General features: G+C 63.0%; 21 protein-coding genes and 1 pseudogene. 8 read left to right on the top strand and 14 right to left on the bottom strand.

What is annotated here, in order from left to right; translation table 11 throughout:
* The first annotated feature begins 245 nt into the window (after nucleotides 1-245).
* Nucleotides 246-2657 (top strand): patatin-like phospholipase family protein, encoded by a 2412-nt coding sequence (locus KR541_RS23695; protein ID WP_124681403.1) that lies wholly within the window; start codon nucleotides 246-248, stop codon nucleotides 2655-2657.
* Nucleotides 2658-2768: 111 nt separating this feature from the next.
* Here KR541_RS23695 and KR541_RS23690 read toward each other — a convergent pair whose 3' ends face one another.
* Nucleotides 2769-3899: an ATP-binding protein gene (locus tag KR541_RS23690; protein ID WP_050018221.1), complete on the bottom strand. Its 1131-nt coding sequence runs from the start codon at nucleotides 3897-3899 to the stop codon at nucleotides 2769-2771.
* A gap of 64 nt (nucleotides 3900-3963) precedes the next feature.
* Nucleotides 3964-4674, bottom strand: coding sequence for a response regulator (locus tag KR541_RS23685; protein ID WP_006498855.1), 711 nt, complete (start codon nucleotides 4672-4674; stop codon nucleotides 3964-3966).
* Nucleotides 4675-4895: 221 nt separating this feature from the next.
* On the opposite strand from KR541_RS23685, the pseudogene KR541_RS23680 reads away from it, so the two are divergent.
* Nucleotides 4896-5189: pseudogene (locus KR541_RS23680) on the top strand (glutaminase); the annotation flags it as partial.
* A gap of 181 nt (nucleotides 5190-5370) precedes the next feature.
* Here the strand turns inward: KR541_RS23680 and KR541_RS23675 are convergent.
* The 7 genes from KR541_RS23675 to KR541_RS23645 form a co-directional block, all read right to left on the bottom strand.
* Nucleotides 5371-6458, bottom strand: a protein-coding gene (locus tag KR541_RS23675; protein ID WP_216089827.1) for an IS3 family transposase whose coding sequence is annotated in 2 segments (ribosomal slippage) — nucleotides 5371-6197 and nucleotides 6197-6458 — 1089 coding nt in all. Because the reading frame shifts where the segments join, the coding sequence is not laid out codon by codon here.
* A gap of 71 nt (nucleotides 6459-6529) precedes the next feature.
* Entirely contained in the window at nucleotides 6530-7495 is a 966-nt protein-coding gene (locus tag KR541_RS23670; RefSeq protein WP_124631583.1) for a formylglycine-generating enzyme family protein, read from the bottom strand.
* Nucleotides 7473-9200, bottom strand: coding sequence for a WD40 repeat domain-containing protein (locus KR541_RS23665; RefSeq protein WP_216089826.1), 1728 nt, complete (start codon nucleotides 9198-9200; stop codon nucleotides 7473-7475). Before KR541_RS23665 ends, KR541_RS23670 begins: the two co-directional genes overlap by 23 nt.
* On the bottom strand, nucleotides 9197-9796 hold the full coding sequence (gene ribA, locus KR541_RS23660; RefSeq protein WP_239468995.1) for a GTP cyclohydrolase II RibA: 600 nt from the start codon (nucleotides 9794-9796) through the stop codon (nucleotides 9197-9199). The genes KR541_RS23665 and ribA overlap by 4 nt, the downstream gene beginning before the upstream one ends.
* 150 nt (nucleotides 9797-9946) lie before the next feature.
* Nucleotides 9947-10543 carry an NADPH-dependent FMN reductase gene (locus tag KR541_RS23655; protein ID WP_176016976.1) on the bottom strand — a complete coding sequence of 199 codons (597 nt, stop codon included), beginning with the start codon at nucleotides 10541-10543 and terminating at the stop codon, nucleotides 9947-9949.
* Nucleotides 10540-11853 (bottom strand): MFS transporter, encoded by a 1314-nt coding sequence (locus tag KR541_RS23650; protein ID WP_176016975.1) that lies wholly within the window; start codon nucleotides 11851-11853, stop codon nucleotides 10540-10542. Before KR541_RS23650 ends, KR541_RS23655 begins: the two co-directional genes overlap by 4 nt.
* Before the next feature lie 44 nt (nucleotides 11854-11897).
* Nucleotides 11898-13727 carry a WD40 repeat domain-containing protein gene (locus KR541_RS23645; protein ID WP_124631587.1) on the bottom strand — a complete coding sequence of 610 codons (1830 nt, stop codon included), beginning with the start codon at nucleotides 13725-13727 and terminating at the stop codon, nucleotides 11898-11900.
* Nucleotides 13728-14408: 681 nt separating this feature from the next.
* Here KR541_RS23645 and KR541_RS23640 point away from each other — a divergent pair.
* Nucleotides 14409-14612 (top strand): hypothetical protein, encoded by a 204-nt coding sequence (locus tag KR541_RS23640; protein WP_050018297.1) that lies wholly within the window; start codon nucleotides 14409-14411, stop codon nucleotides 14610-14612.
* 61 nt (nucleotides 14613-14673) lie between these two features.
* Here the strand turns inward: KR541_RS23640 and KR541_RS23635 are convergent, their stop codons facing one another.
* Together KR541_RS23635 and KR541_RS23630 are read right to left on the bottom strand one after the other, a co-directional pair.
* Complete coding sequence (locus KR541_RS23635) at nucleotides 14674-15138, bottom strand: hypothetical protein (protein WP_179233177.1); 465 nt, start codon at nucleotides 15136-15138, stop codon at nucleotides 14674-14676.
* Nucleotides 15139-15248: 110 nt separating this feature from the next.
* The gene (locus KR541_RS23630) at nucleotides 15249-15476 is read right to left on the bottom strand and encodes a zinc ribbon domain-containing protein (RefSeq protein ID WP_249746056.1); all 228 of its coding nucleotides are present in this window, start codon (nucleotides 15474-15476) and stop codon (nucleotides 15249-15251) included.
* Between the two features lie 133 nt (nucleotides 15477-15609).
* On the opposite strand from KR541_RS23630, the gene KR541_RS23625 reads away from it, so the two are divergent.
* The 5 genes from KR541_RS23625 to KR541_RS23605 all read left to right on the top strand — a co-directional run bounded on the left by KR541_RS23625 (nucleotide 15610) and on the right by KR541_RS23605 (nucleotide 19837).
* The gene (locus KR541_RS23625) at nucleotides 15610-16158 is read left to right on the top strand and encodes a TetR/AcrR family transcriptional regulator (RefSeq protein WP_050012438.1); all 549 of its coding nucleotides are present in this window, start codon (nucleotides 15610-15612) and stop codon (nucleotides 16156-16158) included.
* Nucleotides 16159-16296: 138 nt separating this feature from the next.
* The gene (locus KR541_RS23620; RefSeq protein ID WP_089489581.1) at nucleotides 16297-17157 is read left to right on the top strand and encodes an N-acyl homoserine lactonase family protein; all 861 of its coding nucleotides are present in this window, start codon (nucleotides 16297-16299) and stop codon (nucleotides 17155-17157) included.
* A gap of 175 nt (nucleotides 17158-17332) precedes the next feature.
* Nucleotides 17333-18538, top strand: a complete 1206-nt coding sequence (locus tag KR541_RS23615) for an MFS transporter (protein WP_204384404.1) — start codon at nucleotides 17333-17335, stop codon at nucleotides 18536-18538.
* A 221-nt stretch (nucleotides 18539-18759) separates the two neighbouring features.
* Nucleotides 18760-19128, top strand: a complete 369-nt coding sequence (locus tag KR541_RS23610; protein ID WP_216089825.1) for a CidA/LrgA family protein — start codon at nucleotides 18760-18762, stop codon at nucleotides 19126-19128.
* Nucleotides 19118-19837, top strand: coding sequence for an LrgB family protein (locus KR541_RS23605; protein WP_050012434.1), 720 nt, complete (start codon nucleotides 19118-19120; stop codon nucleotides 19835-19837). Before KR541_RS23610 ends, KR541_RS23605 begins: the two co-directional genes overlap by 11 nt.
* A 93-nt stretch (nucleotides 19838-19930) precedes the next feature.
* Here the strand turns inward: KR541_RS23605 and KR541_RS23600 are convergent, their stop codons facing one another.
* The 3 genes from KR541_RS23600 to KR541_RS23590 form a co-directional block, all read right to left on the bottom strand.
* Nucleotides 19931-20224 (bottom strand): putative quinol monooxygenase, encoded by a 294-nt coding sequence (locus KR541_RS23600; RefSeq protein WP_235590083.1) that lies wholly within the window; start codon nucleotides 20222-20224, stop codon nucleotides 19931-19933.
* Nucleotides 20225-20385: 161 nt separating this feature from the next.
* A complete protein-coding gene (locus KR541_RS23595; RefSeq protein ID WP_050012432.1) occupies nucleotides 20386-20922 on the bottom strand; it encodes a carboxymuconolactone decarboxylase family protein in 537 nt (178 codons plus the stop codon).
* A 337-nt stretch (nucleotides 20923-21259) separates the two neighbouring features.
* Nucleotides 21260-21631, bottom strand: coding sequence for a BON domain-containing protein (locus tag KR541_RS23590; RefSeq protein ID WP_252996677.1), 372 nt, complete (start codon nucleotides 21629-21631; stop codon nucleotides 21260-21262).
* Between the last annotated feature and the right edge of the window lie 179 nt (nucleotides 21632-21810).

Raw genomic sequence — 21810 nt, 5'->3', positions numbered from 1 at the left:
GGGACAGCCGCGCCGCACATTTTGCCGCGCGTCCATGCCGCCCCATCACGAGCTTAGCGGCAAATCGTTCCGATACTTTAGGCAATTCCGATGATTTTTTCGCGACGGAATGACCGGATGGGGCGTTTCGGGCACGTCCGGCCACGCAACGGCCGCTCGCGTCGGGCCTGTAAAACACGGTAATCTCTCGGTCTTGCCTGCTCCCGGCAGGCCTCAGACGCACGATCACGCCAGGTATGTTCACCATGACAGCGACCGTTTCCTTCCGCTGGGCGCCGGTGCGCCCGCTCTGCACGACGCTCGTTGCCTTCTGGTGCTGCACGGTCGCCGCGCAACCGCTGCCGGCCGCCGAACCCGCCGCCGCCCAGACCGCTGCCGCTGCCGTCAACGCACCGGCTGCGCCCGCGCCCGCCGCACCCGCTGCGGCGGCGCACACCTGCGCGGCCGACGGCGGCCCGGCCGGCCGGCCGTCGATCGGCCTCGTGCTGTCCGGCGGGGGCGCGCGCGGCTACGCACACCTCGGTGTCCTGAAAGTACTGGAGGACAACCGGATTCCGATCGACTGCATCGCGGGCACCAGCATGGGCGCCGTGGTCGGCGGCCTGTACGCGAGCGGGATGGCGGCCGACGAGATGCAGAAGCGGCTGTCGGAGGTCAACCTGGCGGATATCGCGTTCGACGTGACGGACCGCGCGGACCTGCCGCAAACCAGCCGCGAAGACGAACGCCTGTACATCAACGGGCTGACGCTCGGCTTCGGCAAGAAAGGCGTCAAGGCGCCGGTCGGCCTCGTACAGGGCAACCGGCTGCAGGCGCTGCTCGCGAACTGGACGGCCGCCGTGCCGACCAACCAGCCGTTCGACCAGCTGCCGATCCCGTACCGCGCGGTCGCGACCGACCTGCAGACGGGCCAGATGGTCGTGCTCGACCACGGCTCGCTGCCGCTCGCGATTCGCGCGAGCATGGCGATGCCGGGCCTGTTCGCGCCGGCCGAGATCAACGGGCGCGCGCTCGTGGACGGCGGGCTCGTCAGCAACCTGCCCGTCGACACCGCGCGGCAGATGGGCGCAAGCGTCGTGATCGCCGTCGACATCGGCTCGCAACTGCGCCCGCTCGACGCGCTCGCGTCGCCGGCCGACGTGATGCAGCAGATGGTCGGCATCCTGATCCGCCAGAACGTGACCGCGCAGCGCAAGCAACTCGACGCGCAGGACGTGCTGCTCACGCCGGACCTCGGCGCGCTCGCGTTCACCGATTTCCAGAACGCGAAGCAGGCGATCGCCGCCGGCGAGATCGCCGCGACCGCGGCGCTGCCGAAGCTGCGGCGCTTCGCGCTCACGCCGGAACAGTACGCGGCCTACCGGTCCGCGCACGCGCAGCCGCTGCCGCCGCCGATCCGCATCACGCGCATCGACATCAAGACCAGCGGCGGCGTGCCGAAGCGCGTCGTCAGCAACGCGCTGCACGTGAAACCCGGCGACATCTACGATCCGAAGACCGTCAGCCAGGATCTGCTCGGACTCACGACGGGCGGCAACTTCGAGAGCGTCACGCAGCAGATCGTGAGCCGCGGCGACGACAACGTGCTCGAGATCGACGCGCGCGAGAAGTACTGGGGACCCAACTTCCTGCTGTTCGGGCTCGGCATGTCGAGCAGTTCGACCGACGAGGGCGGCTTCCGCCTGCACGTCGGCTACCGGCGGCCGTGGCTCACGGAGTCGGGGCTGGAATTCCGCGCGGACACGACGATCGGCAGCGACCTGCAGTCGGCGCGCGTCGAATTGCGCCAGCCGCTGTCGACCGCGTACGGCGTGTACCTGTCGCCGTACGCGGAATACCAGCGTCGCTACGCGAACCTGTACGACGACTCCGGCGACGTGAAGATCACGCAGTACCTGATGCAGACGGCGCGCGCCGGGATCGACCTCGGCCTGCCGATCGCGCGGCTCGGCGACTTCCGCGTCGGCCTCGGTTACGTGACCGGGCACGGCTCGCCGACCTACAACCTGCCGTTCGACGACGGCAGCGGCCAGAGCCTGCTGTGGCCGAGCTTCACGTCGCAGGCGCTGATCGCGCGGGCGCGGCTCGTCATCGATCAGCTCGACGATCCGATGTTCCCGCGCAAGGGTTATTTCGGCGAACTGCGGGTCGAGCGCTCGCTCGTGTCGCGCAACGGCGGCTCGGCGCAGGTATTCGACGACGGGATCAACAACGCGCCCTATACCGAGATCTACGGCAAGGCGATGATCGCGCAGCAGTTCGGCCGGCACAGCGTCAGCGCGACGATCGAAGGCGGCAAGAGCATCGGCGGCACCAACCTGATCAACGCGTTCAACTTCACGCTGGGCGGCTTCCAGCATCTGTCCGCCTATGCGGCCGACCAGTTGAACGGCAACGAGCTCGCGTACGGACAGATCACGTACATGAACCAGTTGATGACGTTCAACGCGTCGCCGATCAAGGCGCTGTCGGTGGGCGCCAGCGCGGAAGTCGGCAACGTGTGGTCGAGCGGCCAGCAGATCGGCGGCGGCGCGCTCAAGCAGAGCTATACGTTCTTCACGAGCCTGTCGACCGCGTTCGGGCCCGTCTATATCGGCGTGGCGCTCGCGCCGGGCGGCCGACGCAACTTCTACCTGCAGCTCGGCCGCACCTACTGAGCCTGCGCGGATGCCGCTTCGGCGGCGTCCGTGGCGGCGTCGCGCCCTGCGCGCTCGCCGGCAGCCTGCGCCTTCACGATTACCGCGTGCCGAGCATCGCGCGACGTCGCGCTAGACCGGCCAGCTGATCTCGAACCGCGCGCCGCCGAGCTCGACCGGATCGACGACCGCGATCCGGCCGTTGTGCGCGTGGAGCACCTGCCGCGTGATCGACAGGCCGAGCCCGTAGCCGCCGGTGCGACGGTCGAGACGCACGAACGCGTCGAAGATCCGTTCGCGCTCGCTTTCGGGCACGCCCGGGCCGTCGTCCTCGACGAAGATCCCGATGTTGCCGTGCACGAGCGCGATCCCGACGACGATCCGCGCGTTCGCGTACTTGCTCGCGTTGCGCAGCAGGTTGCGCATCGCATACGACATCAGCCGCCGGTCCATCTTCACGCGCAGATCCGATCCGATCGCGACGCGGGCCTCGATCGTACGGTCCGGATACAGCAGTTGCGCGTCGTTCACCTGGTGCTCGAACCACGCGACCGGCGCGGTCATCTCGAGGTTCGACTGCAGCGAGCTGTATTCGAGCCGCGCGTACGTCAGGCTCATGTCGATCAGCTCCTCGAGCTCGGTCACGTCCTGCGCGATGCTCTCGAGCGCACCCTGGTATTCGGCCGCCGAACCCGGTTCGCGCAGCATTTCGAGCGCGAAGCGCACGCGCGCGAGCGGCGTGCGCAGTTCGTGCGAGATCCCGTTCGTCAGATCGCGCTGCGCGGCGATCAGCCGCTCCATCCGCATCGCGAGCGCATTCAGCGTGCGCGCGAGCGGGCCGATGATCACGCTGTGCGATTCGCGGGCGCGCGTGTTGAAACGCCCGCCGGTGAAGTCGATCGCACGCTCGCGCACCATCACGAGATCCGACCAGACCGGCCGCATCCACCGGTACGCGGCGAGCGCGGGCGCGGTGAACACGAACGCCAGCACGATCCAGATGTCGCCCGGCAACGCGTCGAACGCGTGCCACACGACCTGCGGCGACAACACGACGCACAGCGCGAGCGCGGGCACCAGCGCGGTGAGCAATACGAGGCCGAGCAGATGCAGGTAAGTGCGCACGTACAGGCGCGACCAGCTCGGAATGCGGTCGGCGCGCGTGTCGGTCCACGCGCGGCGGAAATGCAGCCAGCGCCATTTGACGTAGCGCAGCGTCGGCAACGGCGGTGCATCGGGGTGCGAACGGGTTCGTCGAATCATCGCGGCTCCCGGCCGGCGGGCGGAATGCCCGCGCGGAACGTGACGGCGTCGCGCGAGCGCGGCGTCATTCCCACGCGTGCTTGCTGAATTGATAACCCTTGCTGCGGATCGTCTTGATCCGCTGCGGGTTGCTCGCGTCATCGCGCAGCTTGCGGCGCAGCTTCGAGATGCGCCCGTCGATCGTGCGGTCGAGGCCGTCGAATTCGACGCCGCGCAACTGCAGCATCAGATCGTCGCGGCTGACGACTTCGCCCGCATGACACACGAGCGCCCACAGCAGGTCGAATTCGGCCGACGTCAGATCGGGCGTGCTGCCGTCGGGCAGCACGACGGTGCGGTCGGTGCGGTCGATCGAGAACTTGCCGAACGCGTAGCGCTCCGGCTGCGGCGCGGTGCTCTCGGCCGCGCGCGCGGGCGCGCGGCGCAGTTGTGCCTTGATCCGCGCGAGCAGGATGCGCGGCTCGACCGGCTTGTGCACGTAGTCGTCCGCGCCGAATTCGAGGCCGAGCAGCTCGTCGAAGGGTTCGTCGCGCGCCGTCACCATGATGATCACGCCGTCGTACTGCTTGCGCGCCTCGCGGCAGATTTCGAAGCCGTCCTTGCCCGGCAGGTTCACGTCGAGGATGACGAGATCGGGACGAATGGACAGGATCGCCGGCACCGCGGCGTCACCATGCAGCACGGTGTCGACTTCATAGTCGTTCTTGCGCAGGTAGCCGGCGATCAGCGTGGACAAGCGGGTGTCGTCTTCGACGAGCAGGATGCGAAAAGACATGGGCGGCGGTCGGATCATCGAGGAAGCCGCGGGGGGCGCCGGCGGGTGCCGGACGCCGGCCCTCGGCCGAAACGTACCGCATGATACTGCGCCCGCCGCTCACCTGTTTGGCGGTCTTGAAAATAAGGGCGGGATTCCGGCCGCGCTTGACGAATCGACGCCGGGACGGTTCCATACGGGCTCGCCGGAATCCCGGCTCTGCTTCTACCCTGCCTGACGTGATGAATTACCAGACGATTCTTGAACGCATCCACACCGAACTCGCCCCCTGGATCGGCCAGGGCCGGGTCGCCGACTACATTCCCGAACTCGCGAAAGTGCCCGCCGACAAGTTCGGGATGGCCGTCGTGACGCTCGACGGAAACGTTTACACGGTCGGCGATGCGCACGAGCGCTTCTCGATCCAGAGCATCTCGAAGCTGTTCGCGTGCACGCTCGCGTTTCAACTGCTGGGCGACGAGCTGTGGGAACGTGTCGGCCGCGAGCCGTCCGGCACCGCGTTCAATTCGCTGGTCTTAAGATGACCGGCATCATCACTGTAAATAACAAGCGACTGATCTCCAACTAACAGGCAAGACCGACTGTTGTCAATGTTTTTCGAGCGTACTAGGATCGTTGACATATTGGGCACCAGATGCAATGTGTCAATAAGTACCCGGTAATCCCCCCGTTTTCCACGGGGTTCAGAAGTAGAAACTAAGCGGCCATGGCCAGCCGCTGCTTCGGCGTAAATCCGCCCAGGGCCATGTTCGGGCGGTCGTGATTGTAAGTCCACATCCAGTCGGTCGCGAAGCGCTGCACATGGTCCAAGTCTTCCCAGTGGTACTGCGACAGCCATTCGTATCGCACGGTCCGGTTGAATCGCTCGACATACGCATTCTGCTGAGGCTTCCCCGGCTGGATGTAGTCGAGCTTGATGTCGTACTGCCGGGCCCATTCGGTGATCGCTGCACTTAGGTACTCGGGGCCGTTGTCACACCGAATCGCTTTCGGCCTGCCACGCCAACCGATGATCTGCCGTAGCGCACGGATCACCCGCTCCGACGGCAAGGAGAAGTCGATCTCAATTCCGAGCGCTTCGCGGTTGAAGTCGTCGATCACGTTGAACAGCCGGATGCTGCGCCCATCGGCCAGTTGGTCGTGCATGAAGTCCATCGACCAGACCTGGTTGACGGCAGACGGTACCGCCAGCGGCTCAGGTACCTGTCTGACCAGCCGCTTGCGCGGCTTGATCCGCAGGTTCAACTCCACCTCGCGATAGATCCGGTACACCCGCTTGTGATTCCAGCCGAAGCTCTTCACGTTGCGCAGGTACAGGAAGCACAACCCGAAGCCCCAGTTCCGGTGGTTGTCGGTCAGACGCAGCAGCCAGTTCGCAATCTCGTCGTTCTCGGCATCGCGCACGTTGGCGTACCGATAGCAAGTCTGGCTGTTCCCGAACGCCTCACATGCCAGCCGGATCGACACGCCTCGACTGGACACCGCATGCTTGGCCATCTCGCGCCGGCGAGATGGCCTCAGCCCTTTTTTGCGAGTGCCTCCGCGACGATCTCTGCCTTGATCTTCTCCTCGACGTACATCTTGCGCAGCCGGGCATTCTCAGCCTCCAGTTCCTTCATCCGTGCGATCAGCGACACATCCATGCCACCATATTTCGAGCGCCATTTGTAGAACGTCGCCGTGCTGATGCCCAGTTCCCGGCACAGGTCCGGTACCGCCAGCCCCGCCTCCACGCGCTTGAGCGCATCCATGATCTGGCTGTCCGTGAATCTCGACTTCTTCATTCTGTAGAACTCCCTCAACGAGAAAATTCTACTTCTGATCCCGCCGGTTCTGCGGGGGGATTACCACCCTACTAGAGCGTTTCCGCCAAGCGAAATCCCATCGCATAGATCGCGCCCGGATACCATCCGTGCCGGCGCCGGCATCGCGCGAGGTCGCCGAACCGCGTGAAGCTTCCGCCCCTCGCAACGCGATAGGTGCCGCAGATGCGCAGAAGATCGTCATCAATCGTTTCGCCACCCGGATAGACAGCGTAGTCGTCGGCCGTGTATTCCTCTACGTTGCCGCCCATGTCGTCGATCCCAGCGGCGCTTCGTCCTCGCGGATACATGCCGACCGGGCTTGTGAACAACGGCCCGTCCTCGGCAGTATTCGCGCACGCCGGATCAAACTCGTCGCCCCACGGATACTCGCGCCGTCCGCCGTCCGACGCGGCGTACTCCCATTCAGCTTCGGTTGGCAGCCGAAACCGCCGCCCGGTCCGCTCGTTCAGCCACGCCGCATACGCGTCGGCGGCGGCCGGCGGAACAGTCCAGACGGGATGATTGGCGAACCACGCCGGATACATGCCAAACTGCCATGAAGTCGGCAGAAGGTCGCTGTGCGTCGCCTCGAGAAACGCGCGATATTCGGCGTTTGTCACCGGAAACCGCGCCAGCGCAAACGGCGCGACGTCGCACTCATACTCAGGACACTCCTTCAGGATCCATTCCCGCTGCACGCCGTGATGCGCCCATTGCGCCACCACCCGCTCGACCTCGTGCCGGCTCAACCCGAGCGTCACCCGCCCGCCGGCCAGCCGGATCATCTGTGGTCGTTCGACCGATATGCGCGGATCGCCGCGCAGCCCGAGCATCAGCCCCGCTGCGAAGCGGCGTTGGCGATCCGCCGAGATCGACTCCAGCACTTCGATCAGTTGCACCGCATCGCATTCGACCAGATCCTCATGCGCAGACAGCAGGTTACGGCCGAGTCGGTCGTGGAATCGGCCGGGCAAACCCATCGCGGTCCGCGGATCAAGCAAGTTCGGATTGCGCATGCGACTCGCCCTGCACAATTTCAGCAGCAACATCCAATTCGTATACGTGTCCGTCGTACGAACTCATCAGGAACGTGCCGGTCGCTGGTCCGTTGCAGATCGACGAAATGCCAGATGTCGTCGGGCGTACCGTCGCGACCCAGCGCGCGTCGATCACATCGAACACCGCAACGACGCCGGAATAGGAACCACTCGCGATGTAGCGCCCGTCGCGCGACGTAGCCACGCACTTGATCGAATGTTCATGTGGCGTATCAAGCGTTTCCATGTGCTGCTCCCGCCAGATGCGCATCTTTCGGTCCCGGCTTACACTCACGAAGCGACGGTCCGGCAACGGCGCGGCGCCGTTCGCGATCCGGTCGTGTGCGTCGTCAACCCGGCCAATCTCATCAAGGGTATCGACCGAGAACCACGCGGCGCCCCGGTCGGCGCACACTGAGAAAATGACACCGTCGGATACCGCGACAGACTTGACGGCGTTCGTATGGAGCCGCAGGATCCCGACCAGCACGGCCCCGCTGTCCTGCGCCATCCTGAATACGAGGCCTTCACCGGTATAGGTCCCGATTAGTGCATGCGCATGCCCGTCGCGCGTGAACGCGACGCCGCAATTGAGTGGCGAATGATGCTGATAGAGCACTCTGCCTGTCAGCGCGTTCATCACCTGCCCCAATTGGCCGCCGGTGAGGATGTGTCCATCGGTTGGCGTGATGAAGTTGCACAGGCTGCCGAGATGCGTAACCGGTTGGCCATCGATCGCGAACACACCGCTGTCGCCGACCGTCAGCCGGTGCCCGTCGTGCAGCGCGACCGCGTTAACGCCAGCCGTCGGTCCGACGCGGGTTAGGTCCCAGCTACCGGTGTCGATGTGATACACCGCATAGGAGTTGCCAAACGTCGCGAATGCCAGTGTGGCGCGGTCGATGAACGCGCACGAGCGGGCCCAGATCTCTGCGGGCAGTAACGCCGTGGCGATCTTGTCGAGCGTCTCGCCGACGTGCCATACACACAGTGTGCGGTCATAGCTGAGACTGACGAGCAGCTTCGCACGCGAGTTGTACACTAGACGCTTGATACCCGCCGCATGTGCGCGGATCGTCTCGACGCGACCGCTGCGGATTACTACGATATTGCCCTCGTCGTTGCCCGCGTAAATACCGCCCGCTGCGTCGATCGCGATCGTGTCTGTTTCGACGCCGCCCACGTCGACGTCGGTCACTAGTTCGCCGGTGTCGAGCGACCAGCGTTTGACGGTGCCGTCGTCGCTCGACGAAATCAGGTAGTCGCCGCACGACGACCACACGACCGAGATTACGTCGGCGCGATGGCCATTGAAGCAGCGCACCAGATTGCCGGTTAGGTTGTAGACCATGATCCGCTGATCGCGCGATGCGGTCGCGATTAGTTCGCGATCCGGGTGGAACACTGCCATCTCCACGTCGTCGACGTGATCGGACAGCACCGCGTGCAGTTTCATATCGGGAAGCATCCATACCCGTGCGGTGTGGTCGCTCGACGCGCTAACGAGATATCGGCCGTCCGGACTGAACTCGACCTGGTTCGCCAAATGGTCGTGCAACCCGCGGCCCAGCGCGCGCTGGGTAAGCGCGTCCCATAGGATCACCTGGTTGTCGTAGCCGGCCGTCGCGACGAAGCGTCCGCCGAATGCGGCTACGCCGCTGATGGGAGAGCGATGCGCGATCATCTGATCACCTCCGGATTGTCCATGCTTATTGTGTGGTGCGCGACCCGCACCTTCGCTTCCAGATAGCGCCGATTGTGCTCGGCGACGAATACACCCGTCGGTATCCGCTCAGCGACGATGATGCCCGCCGCCTCGAGCTGCGCCTGCTTGTCGGGGTTGTTGCTCAACAAGCGGATCCGTGACACGGACAGGGCCACGAGCATCGCCGCCGCACTCCCGTACTCGCGTTCGTCGTCGCGAAAGCCGAGCAGTCGGTTCGCTTCGAACGTGTCATGCCCGTCGTCCTGAAGACGATACGCGGCAAGTTTCTGGTACAGGCCGATTCCCCGCCCTTCCTGCCTCAGATACAACAGGTAGCCGCCCGCGTCGTGCAGACACTGGATCGCCTCATTCAGTTGAGGGCCGCAGTCGCACCGGATCGATCGGAGCACGTCACCGGTCACGCATTCTGAATGCACACGAACCAGCGGGCACAGCGGATCGGGCGAACCCAGCACCAATGCGAAATGTTCGAGCCTATCGTGGAGCCCCGAAAAGCTCACGATCTTGCCGGACGAGACGCCGCCGCCCGGCAACTCGAGCGGCAGCGTCACCATCGACCTGATGGTTGCGGATTTCTTCATAGGACACCGTGCATTCCAAGGTCGGCAAGAATCGGCCGACAATCGATGGCCACGTCGCGTGGCATGCTGGCTACCGTCGTACTTCGCGCATGCCGCGCGGCCGGAGCGCTTGCGCGTAGTTCACTACATGCCGTACGGGTAAGCGCCGGGCTCGCTTCCTTGGGACCTGACCTCGGACAACGCGTCCGCATAGCGCGCGAGCTTCCGGATCGCGTAACGGCAACGCTCAGCGATCGGATCGCCGGCGAACTGCGGCGCCGTTGTGAGTGAGTTCTCGACGTCCCGAATAATCACGTGCTCAGGGATGTAGCAGAGTTTCGTGTTCTTGTAGCCGCTCGACCGCAGTTCCGATACGACGTACGCACCGCCGACCCCTGCGCTAATGGCCACGATAAGGGCTGGCTTGTCCTCAAGGCTGCCGGTATCGCCGAACAAGAAATAGTTCTTCAAGCGCGGCGGAGCCATCCCGTTCCACTCGGGACAAACAAAGATCAGCGCGTCGGCTTCGCGCTGATCGCGGCGTACCCGCTCGAGCTTCGCATCCCACGGCGATGCGTCGTCCCATACCGCCTCGTCCCAGAACGGAAGATCCATTTCGCTTAGATCGTGGATGGTGATGCTGGAGAAATGTGCAGGCAGGAAATGCTGACACAGGGTTTTCGCCACCCGGCCGCTTTGCGACTGTGCTCGATGGCTACCGCTGACGATCAATGCTTTCAAGATTCACTCCACGAGTGATTGCCGAAGGCTTTCGGAAACAATGCAGCATAATCGGAGGCGCCTTCCTGCTTGTCCTTTCCTAGCAGGTTCCTCAGATGCGGCGCGAACGGGATGATAAGCGTCGCGACTAGCGCACAAGTGAAGAGGCTGCCCAGCAGCGCACCGCTTCCCCACCCGCGAGCGACCCAGCCGGCGACGTACAAGGCGCCCGGCAGAAAGATAGACGAGATGAACATGGTGTTGGCGATCACGCGTGTCCGATAGTCGGGCGGCGTCGCTTGAAGACGCAGCGCGGTGAGATTGGTCGCGACGAGCACCGACGCGAAGCCGAGCGCGAAGCCGCCGGCCACCACCAAGGGCACGACCCTCGCACACGCGAACAGCACGACGAACGCCGCAACGTGCATTAGCAAGCCGAGGACCACCGTGCCGTAACGGCCGAATCGTCCGTTCAACGGTTTCACGACGAGGGTCGCGGCCACGAAGACGCCGCATCCAAACGCACCGTCGACCGCGCCCATTACCCATGCGCCGAGCGTCTCCTGCGCGAGCTGGGGCAGCGCGATCAACATGAACGTGCTTACGGCGACCGTCAGGAACGAGTTGCCGAACGCGATCGCCAGCTCGGTCCGAATCGCGATCACGCTGAGGAAACCATGCGCCAATTCTCGGACCCATCCGCTGGACTTGCGCGACGTAGCCCCCACTTGGGCACGAGCGCGCGGGCGTCCCGCGTCGGATGCCATGCACATGTAACCGCCGACGACCAGCGCCGCTGCGGCGAGATACAGCGTGATGGACGGCCCCATCATCGCAGTAACCGCCCCCCCGACAACCGGCCCGAGGATTCGAGACAGCGTGCCAAGCGCCCGACGCACGCGCTCACCGTCGACCAGTGCGTCGTTACCGATTAGTTGCGGAAGCAATGAGTCCGCGAGAGGATCCCGCGCGGCGTCGGCGAGTTGCGAGATCACCAATAGAGGCACGACGGCGACGAGGCTGAACGTCTTCAGAAACAGCGCGGCCGACGCGAGCATGAACAGGCACAGCGCTTGGATCGCGAACGTGACTTTGATCAGCTTTGCGCCGAAGCGATCGCCGAGCGGCGCCGCGAGCGGAACCGCGAGCAGTTCGAGTAGCACGGACGCGGAAATGACCGAGCCGAGCGCCACGGTGCTGTGCGTTTTTGCAAGACACCACCACGACGTGCCCAGGACCATCAGGCGCAATGCAAAATACCCAAATATGATCCCGCCTTGGAAGAGATAGAACTGCCGCGGCAACGAAAAATAGATAGGATTCTTGATCATGGTGTCATCCGGAACGGGCATCCGCGTCACGCTGCGTGAAAGATTCAGTGCTTCGTCTTCTCGAATATCTTCATGCAGATCACCTGCGCATCGTGCAGGCAAAACTGCTTCATGATCATGTCGCGGCCGTAGACTAGGAATTCACTCTCCGAGTCTTGGACTCGAATCATCCCCTTCGCGTAGTCGAAGTCCCAGTAGCTCGAACTCAGAAGTTCGCCCGTAGCAACGTCCCACACCATGATCAGTTTGTTATATGTGATGCCGACCAGAAACTTGCCGTTCTCGAGCGCGAGGAAATCCTCGACGGTGTTCGATTGGCCGTTGTAAAAATTCTCGTCATGGCGCCACTTGCCGGCGACGCACGTAATCCTGTCGATCGCGGAGCTGTGCACCGCGAGCAAGACGTCCTGATTCAGCCATTTCATCCGCTTGGGGATGCGCGACGATGTGTCGATCACTTCCTGCATCTCGCCTGCGTCGTCGCGCGTCAGAATGACGATTCGGCCCATCCGCTCGCCGACCGCGACTGTTCGGTTGTCCGGGTGGATCGCCAGCGACCAGAGCGGCTCGCTGGCACTCTTGAAGACCGTCCGGCAGGCGTCGGAATGTCGCCATGGGATCTCGACCAGACTGCCATCCTCCAAGCATGCCAGCACCGTCTCGGCGTCGACGAAGGCCAGATCGCGGACTGCCGCGCCAACTTCGCGGCGGCGGATACCGTCCGGATCGACGAGGACCATCGTCTTCGCAGACGTCCCGCAAGCCAGCTTGTTGCCATGCGACACCAGACGCTTGATGTAGTGACCGCCCGGGACGATGTCGTCGTCGCCCGGCGAGGGCCAGCCGGCGACGGTGTCGCCTACTGCGCGGAACAGCCCCCCCTCGCCACCGATCACCAAATCGTTGCCGAAATAGGCGGCGCTCCATAGAGCTGGAAGCGCCGTATGAATCGCCGCCTCCACGTGCCCGGTGTCGTAATCCACTTTCAGGAAGCTGCCGTTCCGGACTTGCAGGTACAGCTTCACCGCACCCGCTTCCGTGCCGGCCCGGATCCAGCGCAGCTTGAACGGCGCCTTGAATGCGACGCGCGTCGGTGCTAGCGACAACGGGTCGATCTCGTACACGTTGCGATCGAACGACGACGCGAAGATCTTGCCCGTCGACGGCTCGCGCGTCACGTGCTCGAAATCGTCGTTCGCGAATGGAGGGCCGATCTCATATTCGAGCGTCCGGTCGTCGAACCGAACTAGACGCCGTGCGTCTGTCGCGACAAGCCATGTGCCGGACGGCTCGCGCTCGAACCAGTGTATCGTTTCGTTGATGCCCTCGATGCGGGTCAGCGTCTGGTGCTCGCTCTGATAGTCATAACGCACAATGCTGCCATCAATCAGGCCAACCAGCAGAACGGTATCGGACGCCCATGCTGCGGTGGTCGGTGCCGCCGGGCTTTCATGCCGCAACGAGCGCCACGCGACGATCTGCATCGCATCGTTCAGATCGAAGATCAGCGTCTGCCCGGTCGGACCGTTCACCGCAATCCGATGACCACCAGGACTGAACGCTATTTCCTGACTTTCCGAAAAGGCAATCTGATAACCGTCTTCAACCATGTACTCGAGACTGTTGATCGACGTGACGATTTCAAGATTTTCATATGAAACCTTCAATATCGTGATCGTGAAATTCTTGTTCAGTGTGGCCACGAGATGACGCGCGTCGCAAACCGAGATGGCCTGAATCGTTGTGCTGCCAACGCTCGTCAGAGAGACAGTTTTCAGGTCCTCCGACTTAACCAGTTCTACACTTCCTTTCTTGTCACCTAGAACAAAAAGACCATCCTCTCTGAAATAGGCCAGGGAATTGATATGGTGCATGGTTTATGGTCGCGCATTCGTTCCAATCGACTCCGAACGAGTCGTTCCGCATGGCGTAACGCCAAACCATGCGGAACGACCTACAGATGATGCCGTTACTTTTGCGTGAAGATCTTAACCGCACGATCCGAGCGGGTTGTGCTCGTCTTTTCCATTTTCGTACTCCTAAATGTAAATTTAAGAACGCAAAAACCACATGCGCACTATTGGCCGAAATGGCCCTTCACGTCGCCGAGGCGAGGTGATCCACTGCCGGATCGAAAAGGTGGGGTCACCTTGATCGAACGGCGATTCCTGAAAAACTGAAAATCTTCTGCCTATTGCGCGAAGCGAATCAATGGAGAGCCGTCTCTGTCATTAGGTTCGCTTCGAATGTTCGCACGATATTTCCAGACAAAAAACGTCGCGTCAACATTTTTTTGACCACATCAAAAAAGTTTTGATGCACGCCAGATCCCTCATTATGAGAAATGTAATATATCGTTTAATAATAAGTAAGTTATTGATTTGTAAGTGTCTCGCTTGAATGCTGAAATAACCAGAGATAAACCCCGCAATGCGTTCAGTGTTGATTTCCATCGAATCTTGACCCCCACCCGTAACGGCGTCGAAGTGTGAAACTGCAGCGCGCGCTACGCCGCTGCGCACTTCGACGTTCAGTCCGCTTAGGAAGACCTGCCGATGAGCCAGCTTGTTCAGATTGCGCCGGGTGTCGTGTTCTCCGCCGATGTACTCGGGGCCGACTGGGCACGTAAGTATCAGCAGATCACTGAAATTGAAGTGCCAAACGGGCATGCGCAATCCGCAGCTCGGCGGAACCGGCCCGCGAAGGAAACCGATCAGGCGATCGACGAAAGCACATCGAGCCAGATGTCGTTGTTGTAGACGACCGGTGCGCCAACCTCTGCCCGTCCGCCTCGCATAGAGAAGATCAAGCGGCGCATGTTCATTGTTCGGCCAGCCGCTCGAGCTCGTCGAATTCACCAAAGAAGTCCTGCTGCCCTGGCAGTGCCGCCGGCGACCGACGTGCTGCTCGCGGCCGCGGATGCCCCGCTCTCTTCAACGTGCGCGCAATCGCATGAAGCTGCACCCAAATCTGATCTGCTTCGGCGCTCGACAAAGTGTCGGCCGCCACTTCGAGCGCACCAACGAGCCTCTCGAGCTGTTCGGGTGCGCCGGCCAGCACGGGGCGCACTTGATCGCGCGCCTTGCTTTCCCGATATGCTTCGAGCCATCGCTCGAGCAGCTTGCGCTCGTCGCGGGACAGAGTGTCAAGCAGCCCAGTCGGGACAGGTTCATCGACACGAAACGTACCGATGACGCATTCGCGCGCCCGCGCCCTGATGGAAGGCCGCTTCGGCGGCGCGGCCCGAAGCAACTTGATGAGGCGCCCTTGTTCTCGAATGAGCATCGTTCGTCTCTGATTCCATGCGATCACACCAGAGCATAACAAAACAGTACGTCATGGCCGGCCTCCCAGCGCTGGACCTGGCGCTCCTTCACGCCGAGCAGCGCGGCGGCCTACGCCCGGGTGCGCCGGCCACGCTGCCGCATCGCCTTGATCTCGTCGGGTGTCGGCCCGCCGTCGTACGGCGCGACTTCGAGCGTCACACCGCCGTCCCACTCCAGCGTGACCGGCTCGTAGCACTTCGCGCAGGTAGCGGCCGCGCCGTCGTCGCTGTCGTCCGGGTGATGAACCTCGCCGCGTTGGCCGCAGGCTCGGCAGCGATACACGTACAGCACGGACATGATGCCTCCTGAACAGAACCCGTCTTAAAGACGTGCACGAAAAGGACGATTACCCGGTCCTCGGTACTACCGAAAACACCCAAAAGAACCGTTCGGTTTAAAATGGTTGATATCATCACACGGTGTGACGGACATGGGCAGACCCAAGAAATTCAGTCGCGAAGGCGTGCTGCAAAAGACCCTCCCGCTCTTTTGGAAGTACGGCTTCGCCGGCACGTCGCTCCAGCAACTGGAACAAGCGACCGGCGTCAATAAGTCCGGCCTCTATTCGGAGTTCGAGGACAAGGAAGACCTGTTCCTGCATACCCTCGTCTACTACTACGAACATCGCGGTGCTCTGCAAATTCTCACCGCGGAACCGAAGGGCTACGGCAACATCGAGCGCTTTCTACGGCTGGGCGATCCGCAAGAGGACGGCTGCGTAGGCTGCTTCTCCGTCAATTCGATCCGCGAATTTCCGTCGCTGTCCGAACGCGTGCGCAACGTGGTCGGCGCGTATCACCACCGGCTGATGCCGCACATCGTCGAGAACATCGAGGCGGAGGCACACCGACTGCCCGCCGCGGCCATCGCCACCCTCGTGACGGTGTTCTTTACCGGTTACTGCATCGAACGCAACCTCCCCGCCGCCGCTGAACAGGACGCGGTCGGCGCATTCATGCAGGCGTTACGGCTGCTCTGACGCGCGGGCCGGGCGGCCGCCCATCGATAGGCCGACCATTTTGAACCGATTGGTTTTTTTAATTGGCGCCACATCACTTATCCGCACATAATGAACCGATCGGTTCAATAACGTGCCGATCCACAGCGGAGAGCAGCCATGAGCTTGAAGATTCACCCGATCAACTTCGGCAACATGTCGCTGGATTCGAGCGGCCTCGTCCTGTTTCGCGAACCGGGCAAGCAGGTGACGATACCGGTGCTCGGGTTTCTGATCACGGGCGGCACCGAGCCCGTGCTCGTCGATACGGGGTCGCGCAGCGTCGAGCAGTACGCGGCGTTCGGCCTGCCGTACGAAGTCACCCCGGAAATGACGATCGAGCATCACCTTGCGCAACATGGCCTGAAGATGGCCGACATCCGTCACATCGTGCATACGCATGCGCATATCGATCACGTCGGCATGACCGATCGGTTTCCGATGACGACCACGGTCGGCATCTCGCGCCTCGAGCTGGAATTCGCGGCCTCCGGAATCATGGGCCCGTTGATGTATACCGCGGCAGACACGAAGCATCTGATCGACCGCCTGCACACGCGCGGCGCAATCCGGCTGTTCGACGTCGACGGCACGTTCGAAGAGGAAGTCATTCCGGGCGTCGCGGTTCGCCTGTCGGGCGGCCATACGCCGGGGTCGCTGTCGGTGCTCGTTGAAACCGACGAGGGAATCGCGAACATCAGCGGCGACATCGCTTACAACCTGCAGGATCAGTTGATCGATCCGATCCTCGATCAGGCTGCGCACGAGCCGACGATCACCGCCAATCGCGCGATGTCAACGCTCGACGAGAAGCGCGCGATCAAGCGCGCGCTCGCGACGAGCCGCTTCCTGCTGCCCAGCCACGACGTGCCAGCGCTGGTAAGCGGCGGCAAAGTGGTCGGCGTGATGGAAAACGCCATCTCGAATCCGCACGCCGATGTCACGAAGGCGGCGAATTACACGCCCTTGACGCAGCATTGACCCGCCATGCGCGCCCTTCTGCGTCGAAGCGTCGGACTTCTGATTATCGCCGCGGGCGCATTGCACGCGATGTCCGGTCTGGTTCGGCACGCGCTCGGCACTTAGTTGGCGACCCGGTGCGTGCCCGTCGCAGCGTAACGGGGCGCGTACTTCTCGAGCCTCGAAAGGAACCCTGATGGCTACGCCCTTTTCCGCGCGCACGGCGCGCGCGCTCCGCATCCTCAGTCTCGCGTACTTCGTCCAGGCGACGGGCGCGCTGTCCGTCGTCGGCAGCCTCGATGCGATATCCCGTCAATGGGGACTCGCGGATTCGCAAAGCGTCTACCTCGTTACCGTGTTCGGCGTGACGTTCGCCTTCGCCGCTCCGCTGCTGCAAGTCGGTTTCGGCCATCTGCGGCGCCGGCGCCAGGTACTGCTCGGCCTGGCGCTGTTCAGTGCGGCAGCGCTCCTCCTCGCGGCCGCGCCGAATTACCCGGTGCTGCTGCTGTCACGCGTGCTGATGGGGCTCGGTGCAGGTTTCATCGGCCCCGTACTCGGCGCATTGGGCTCGAGCCTCGTCGAGCGCGACCAGCAAGGCAGCGCGATTGCGAGCGTGCTGCTCGGCCTGAGCGTCGCGGGCCTGGTGGGAATGCCGCTGTCCGCATGGATCGCGCACGCGTGGGGCGCACGGTCGCTTTTCGTCGCGGTCGGGCTCGCCGGCGCCGCGACCGCCGCGCTCATCGTCTGGGCCGTGCCCGACACGAGCAAAGGCGAGAACATCGAATTCTCGACGATGGTCTCGCTTCTGACGCGCATCGATACGCTCAGTGCGTTCCTCGTCGTGTTCTTCATCGCGGCCGGCGTCTATTCGACGTACGCCTTTATCGCGCCCATCATCCGCGACGTGTTCCACGCGGGCGCCGACATGGTGTCGACCTCCCTCGTGGTGCTCGGCGTAGCAGGCGTCGCGGGCAACCTCTTCGTCACGCGCGCCGCCCGGCGCCATAGCGCGGAAGCCGTGCTGCTCGCCGGCCTGGCGCTGCTCGCGGCGGACCTGGTGTTTCTCTGGTTTACGCCGCCGAGCCTGCACCTTCTTTTCGTCGCGCTGACGGCGTGGGCATTCGCAACCGATCTGCTGTGGCCGTCGCAGCAACGGCGCATCGTCGAGCTGATGCCGCACTGGCGCGGCATTGCGTTGGCCCTGACCGCATCGTTCGTGTTTTGCGGAATCGGCGTCGGGTCCGCCGTCGCGGGGTGGGTCTATCCCGCGTTCGGCCTGACGGGGTCGATCGGCAGCTCGCTGGTCTTTCTTGCACTGGCGACGGGCAGCCTGCTCGTGTCCCGTGCGTCGGTCAAGATCAAGGCCGGTGCCGCCGTGCACGCGCCATCCCTTCCGTCATAGGCGGCCGGCGCATCGCGCCGGCATGTGCGCATGCCGCCATCTCGTGAACGTCGGATGCCGACGGGGCACCGCGCATGGCAGTGCCGACCCGGTGCGGGCGGATGCCTTTTTCCGTTTGTCGCAGAAACTGTTTCTCGGTGTTTCGGGCTACACCGCGGCAAAGCGGCCGACGACAATTCGGATACCACTCCCATGCACACGAACCATGAGGCCGGAACCGCATGTTGAATGCCTTGTCAACCCTCCTCGCCAGCCAGCTCATTGGCGAGACGCTCGCGCATCTGACGGGTGCGCCCGTTCCTGGTCCGTTGATCGGCATGCTGCTACTGCTCGCCTTTCTCGTCAGGAACGGCGGCCCTTCACCGGAACTGGAAGGATTCAGCAAAAGCCTGCTGTCATGGCTCGCGATGCTGTTCGTGCCCGCGGCGACCGGCCTCGTGACAGGATTCCATCAGTTGACCGCGGACTGGTGGCGCATCGCCGCCTCCATCTTCGTGTCGACGTTGCTCGGCCTGGCCACGACGGGATTGATCATGGAGCGCCTCAGCAAAACGCTTCGCGCCGAATCGGAAGCAAAAGATGATGTCTGATCTCTCGCCCGTTTGGGCCGTGCTCCGGCACCAGCCGCTCTGGGGCTTGCTGGCAACGCTTCTCGCCTATCGTGCCGGCCTGGCCGCGAATCGCGCCATGCGGGGAAATGTGCTGGCGCATCCGGTGCTCATCGCCGTGGTGATCCTGGTCGCGTTCCTGGCGGCCACGGGCATCCCCTACCGTGACTACTTCGCAGGCGCACAGTACGTCCACTTTCTGCTGGGGCCGGCGACCGTGGCGCTCGCCATCCCGATGTTCCGCAGCTTGCATCACATTCGCCGAACGGCTCGCGCGCTCGTCCCTGCGCTCGCGAGCGGCTCGATCGTGTCCGCGGGCAGCGCCGCGTTCATCAGCAAGGCGCTCGGTGCCGCGCCCGTCGTGACGACGTCGCTGATTGCACATTCGGCGACGACCCCCGTCGCGATGAGCATCTCCCGCCACATAGGCGGCGACCCGTCGCTGACCGCGACGTTCACGCTGTTTACCGGCATCGCAGCGGTTCTGCAGATCGGTGTAGCGATGAAGGCCATGCGAATAACGGATGCCCGCGCGCACGGGCTTGCGGCCGGAACGGCAGGCCACGGACTCGCGACGGCGCGCATGCTGGCCGTCAACGAAACGGCGGGCGCGTTCGGCGGTCTCGCCATCGGAATGAACGGTGTGCTCACCGCCGTTGTCGCGCCGGTACTGGCGCTGCTCGCGCGATGAGCCACCCCGCCGCGCCGCTTCCGGCCACCAAAAATCACGGCGGCCGGAATCAATCCGGTCGCCGCGTCGTCACATGGGATGATTTCCGCTCGCTCAGATCAGCTTCTCGAGCAGTACCACGTGCAGCGTCGCCCTGCCTTCGAGCTCGCTCGCCAGTTTCCGGAATGCCGGCGCTTTGCCATGGATGTCGAGCGCGCGCTCGTCCCGCCATCGCTCGAGCATCGTAAAGCGATGAGGCGCTTCGCGGTCCCGATGCAGGTCATACTGCTCGCATCCTTCCTCGGTACGGACAACCGGGACGGCCGCCAACAACGCCGCTTCCACCATGGCGGCGTGTTGCGGATCTGCGGTAATCGTTGCAACGACAAACTGCCTGGTCATTTTCATCCTCCATCTCAAAGGGTTCATTCGAACTGCCATATCGTCGCGGCGCACCTCGACAACGTGCTTCACGCGTACGAAATCAAGCAGCGCCCGATGGGCGCTGCATGACGTTTCGCCAGGAAATACCACGGGTGAGGCGCCGGTCGACCCGGCGCCCGCCCCGTTCAGTCGACCGCCGGAAAGTCCAGCGTCGTGTCGTTCACACGGTTCACCAGATTGGTGAAGAGGATCGACGTCATGACGAGAATGATCTCGATGACCTGGCGCTCGGTATACCCGGCCGCCAGCACGGCCTGCAGCACGTCGGCGGGTACGGTGTCGCGCGTCGTCGCAATCGATCGCACGAACGAGAGTAGCGCATCACGCCGAGCATCGCCGGACGCGCGACCGGCACGGATATTCTTCATCACTTCCGGCGTGAGACCGGACATCTTGCCGAGCATCGTATGAGCGGCAAGGCAATAGTCACAGCCGGACAGCGCGCTGACCGCGAGACGCACCGCTTCAACATCGGCCTGATCCAGCGAACTTGCCGCGATGGCTGCGTCGACGTTCAACATGGCCGCGAGACCGGCCGGGCTGTGCGTGCCGATGGTCGCGTAGGCGTTCGGTACTTTCCCGAGTGCGGCCTTGATCTGACCGAATACGGCCGCGGTTTCGCCGGTTGCTTCCGACGGCTTCAGAGTAGTCAAGCGTGTCATAAATTCCTCAACGGGTTGAATAATGAAATGCCGGCTGGAAACGGCCGGCACGATGGCGGCGATGACGAGTCAGCGACTGCATCTCGTTTTTTACCGAGAAATAATCAATCCAATAAATGCAGCCACGAAAACCGCATGAGAACGCTCCGGCATCGCAAACCGGCGGCGACTACTCGATTACGGCAGTCGTCATCATAAGAAATTGCGATTTGAATCTGAATGCGATTTACCCGAAAACTGACTTTACTCAGCAACGGGCCTCGCGCATTCGCGCCGCGCAGGCGCGGGCCGTGCGCGAACGCAGCCGTATGCGCACGACGGGTCGCGGTGACGGGAATCAGCGGCCCGGCTCGCCCGGCACCAGATTGTTGGCGACGGACGTCACGCCTGCGACGCGAGCGGCACTGTCACCGGCGAGCTGCACCTGTTCGCTGTCGGGCACGTATCCGGTCAGCGTCACGGCACCGTGGCGAGCGAGCACCATCACGTTGATTGCATTCAGCCCTTTCGTTTTCGACAGCGCCCATACGATTTGCCGCGACAGCGAGCGATCGGCAGCGCGTTGCGCCTTCTTTTCGCTCTTCGTCGCTTCCTTCTGGCCGACGACCTGATCCGACGACGGTGCAGGCGTCTGCTCCGCTGCATGGACCGACATACCGAAAGCCAAATAGGTTACGTAGAGCATCGACGCAATGGTTTTCTTCATCATCTTCTCCTTAGCCAATGTGAGCGGAAAGTTATCCGGGGATAAAACCCGACTGAATGCTAAGAAAACATTTATCCGCTCTCAATGGCGTTTCTCCTAAAACAGCTTTCAATGCGCTCGCTGCATTCAGCACGACGCCCGTCGGCCACCTATACCGACGCATAGGTGCATTCATTATTTTC

Origin of the sequence: Burkholderia sola, from assembly GCF_905400185.1 — a bacterium.
Lineage (GTDB): Bacteria > Pseudomonadota > Gammaproteobacteria > Burkholderiales > Burkholderiaceae > Burkholderia > Burkholderia sola.
Note: the sequence above shows the minus strand (reverse complement) of the source record. Positions and strands in the feature narration are given on the sequence as shown.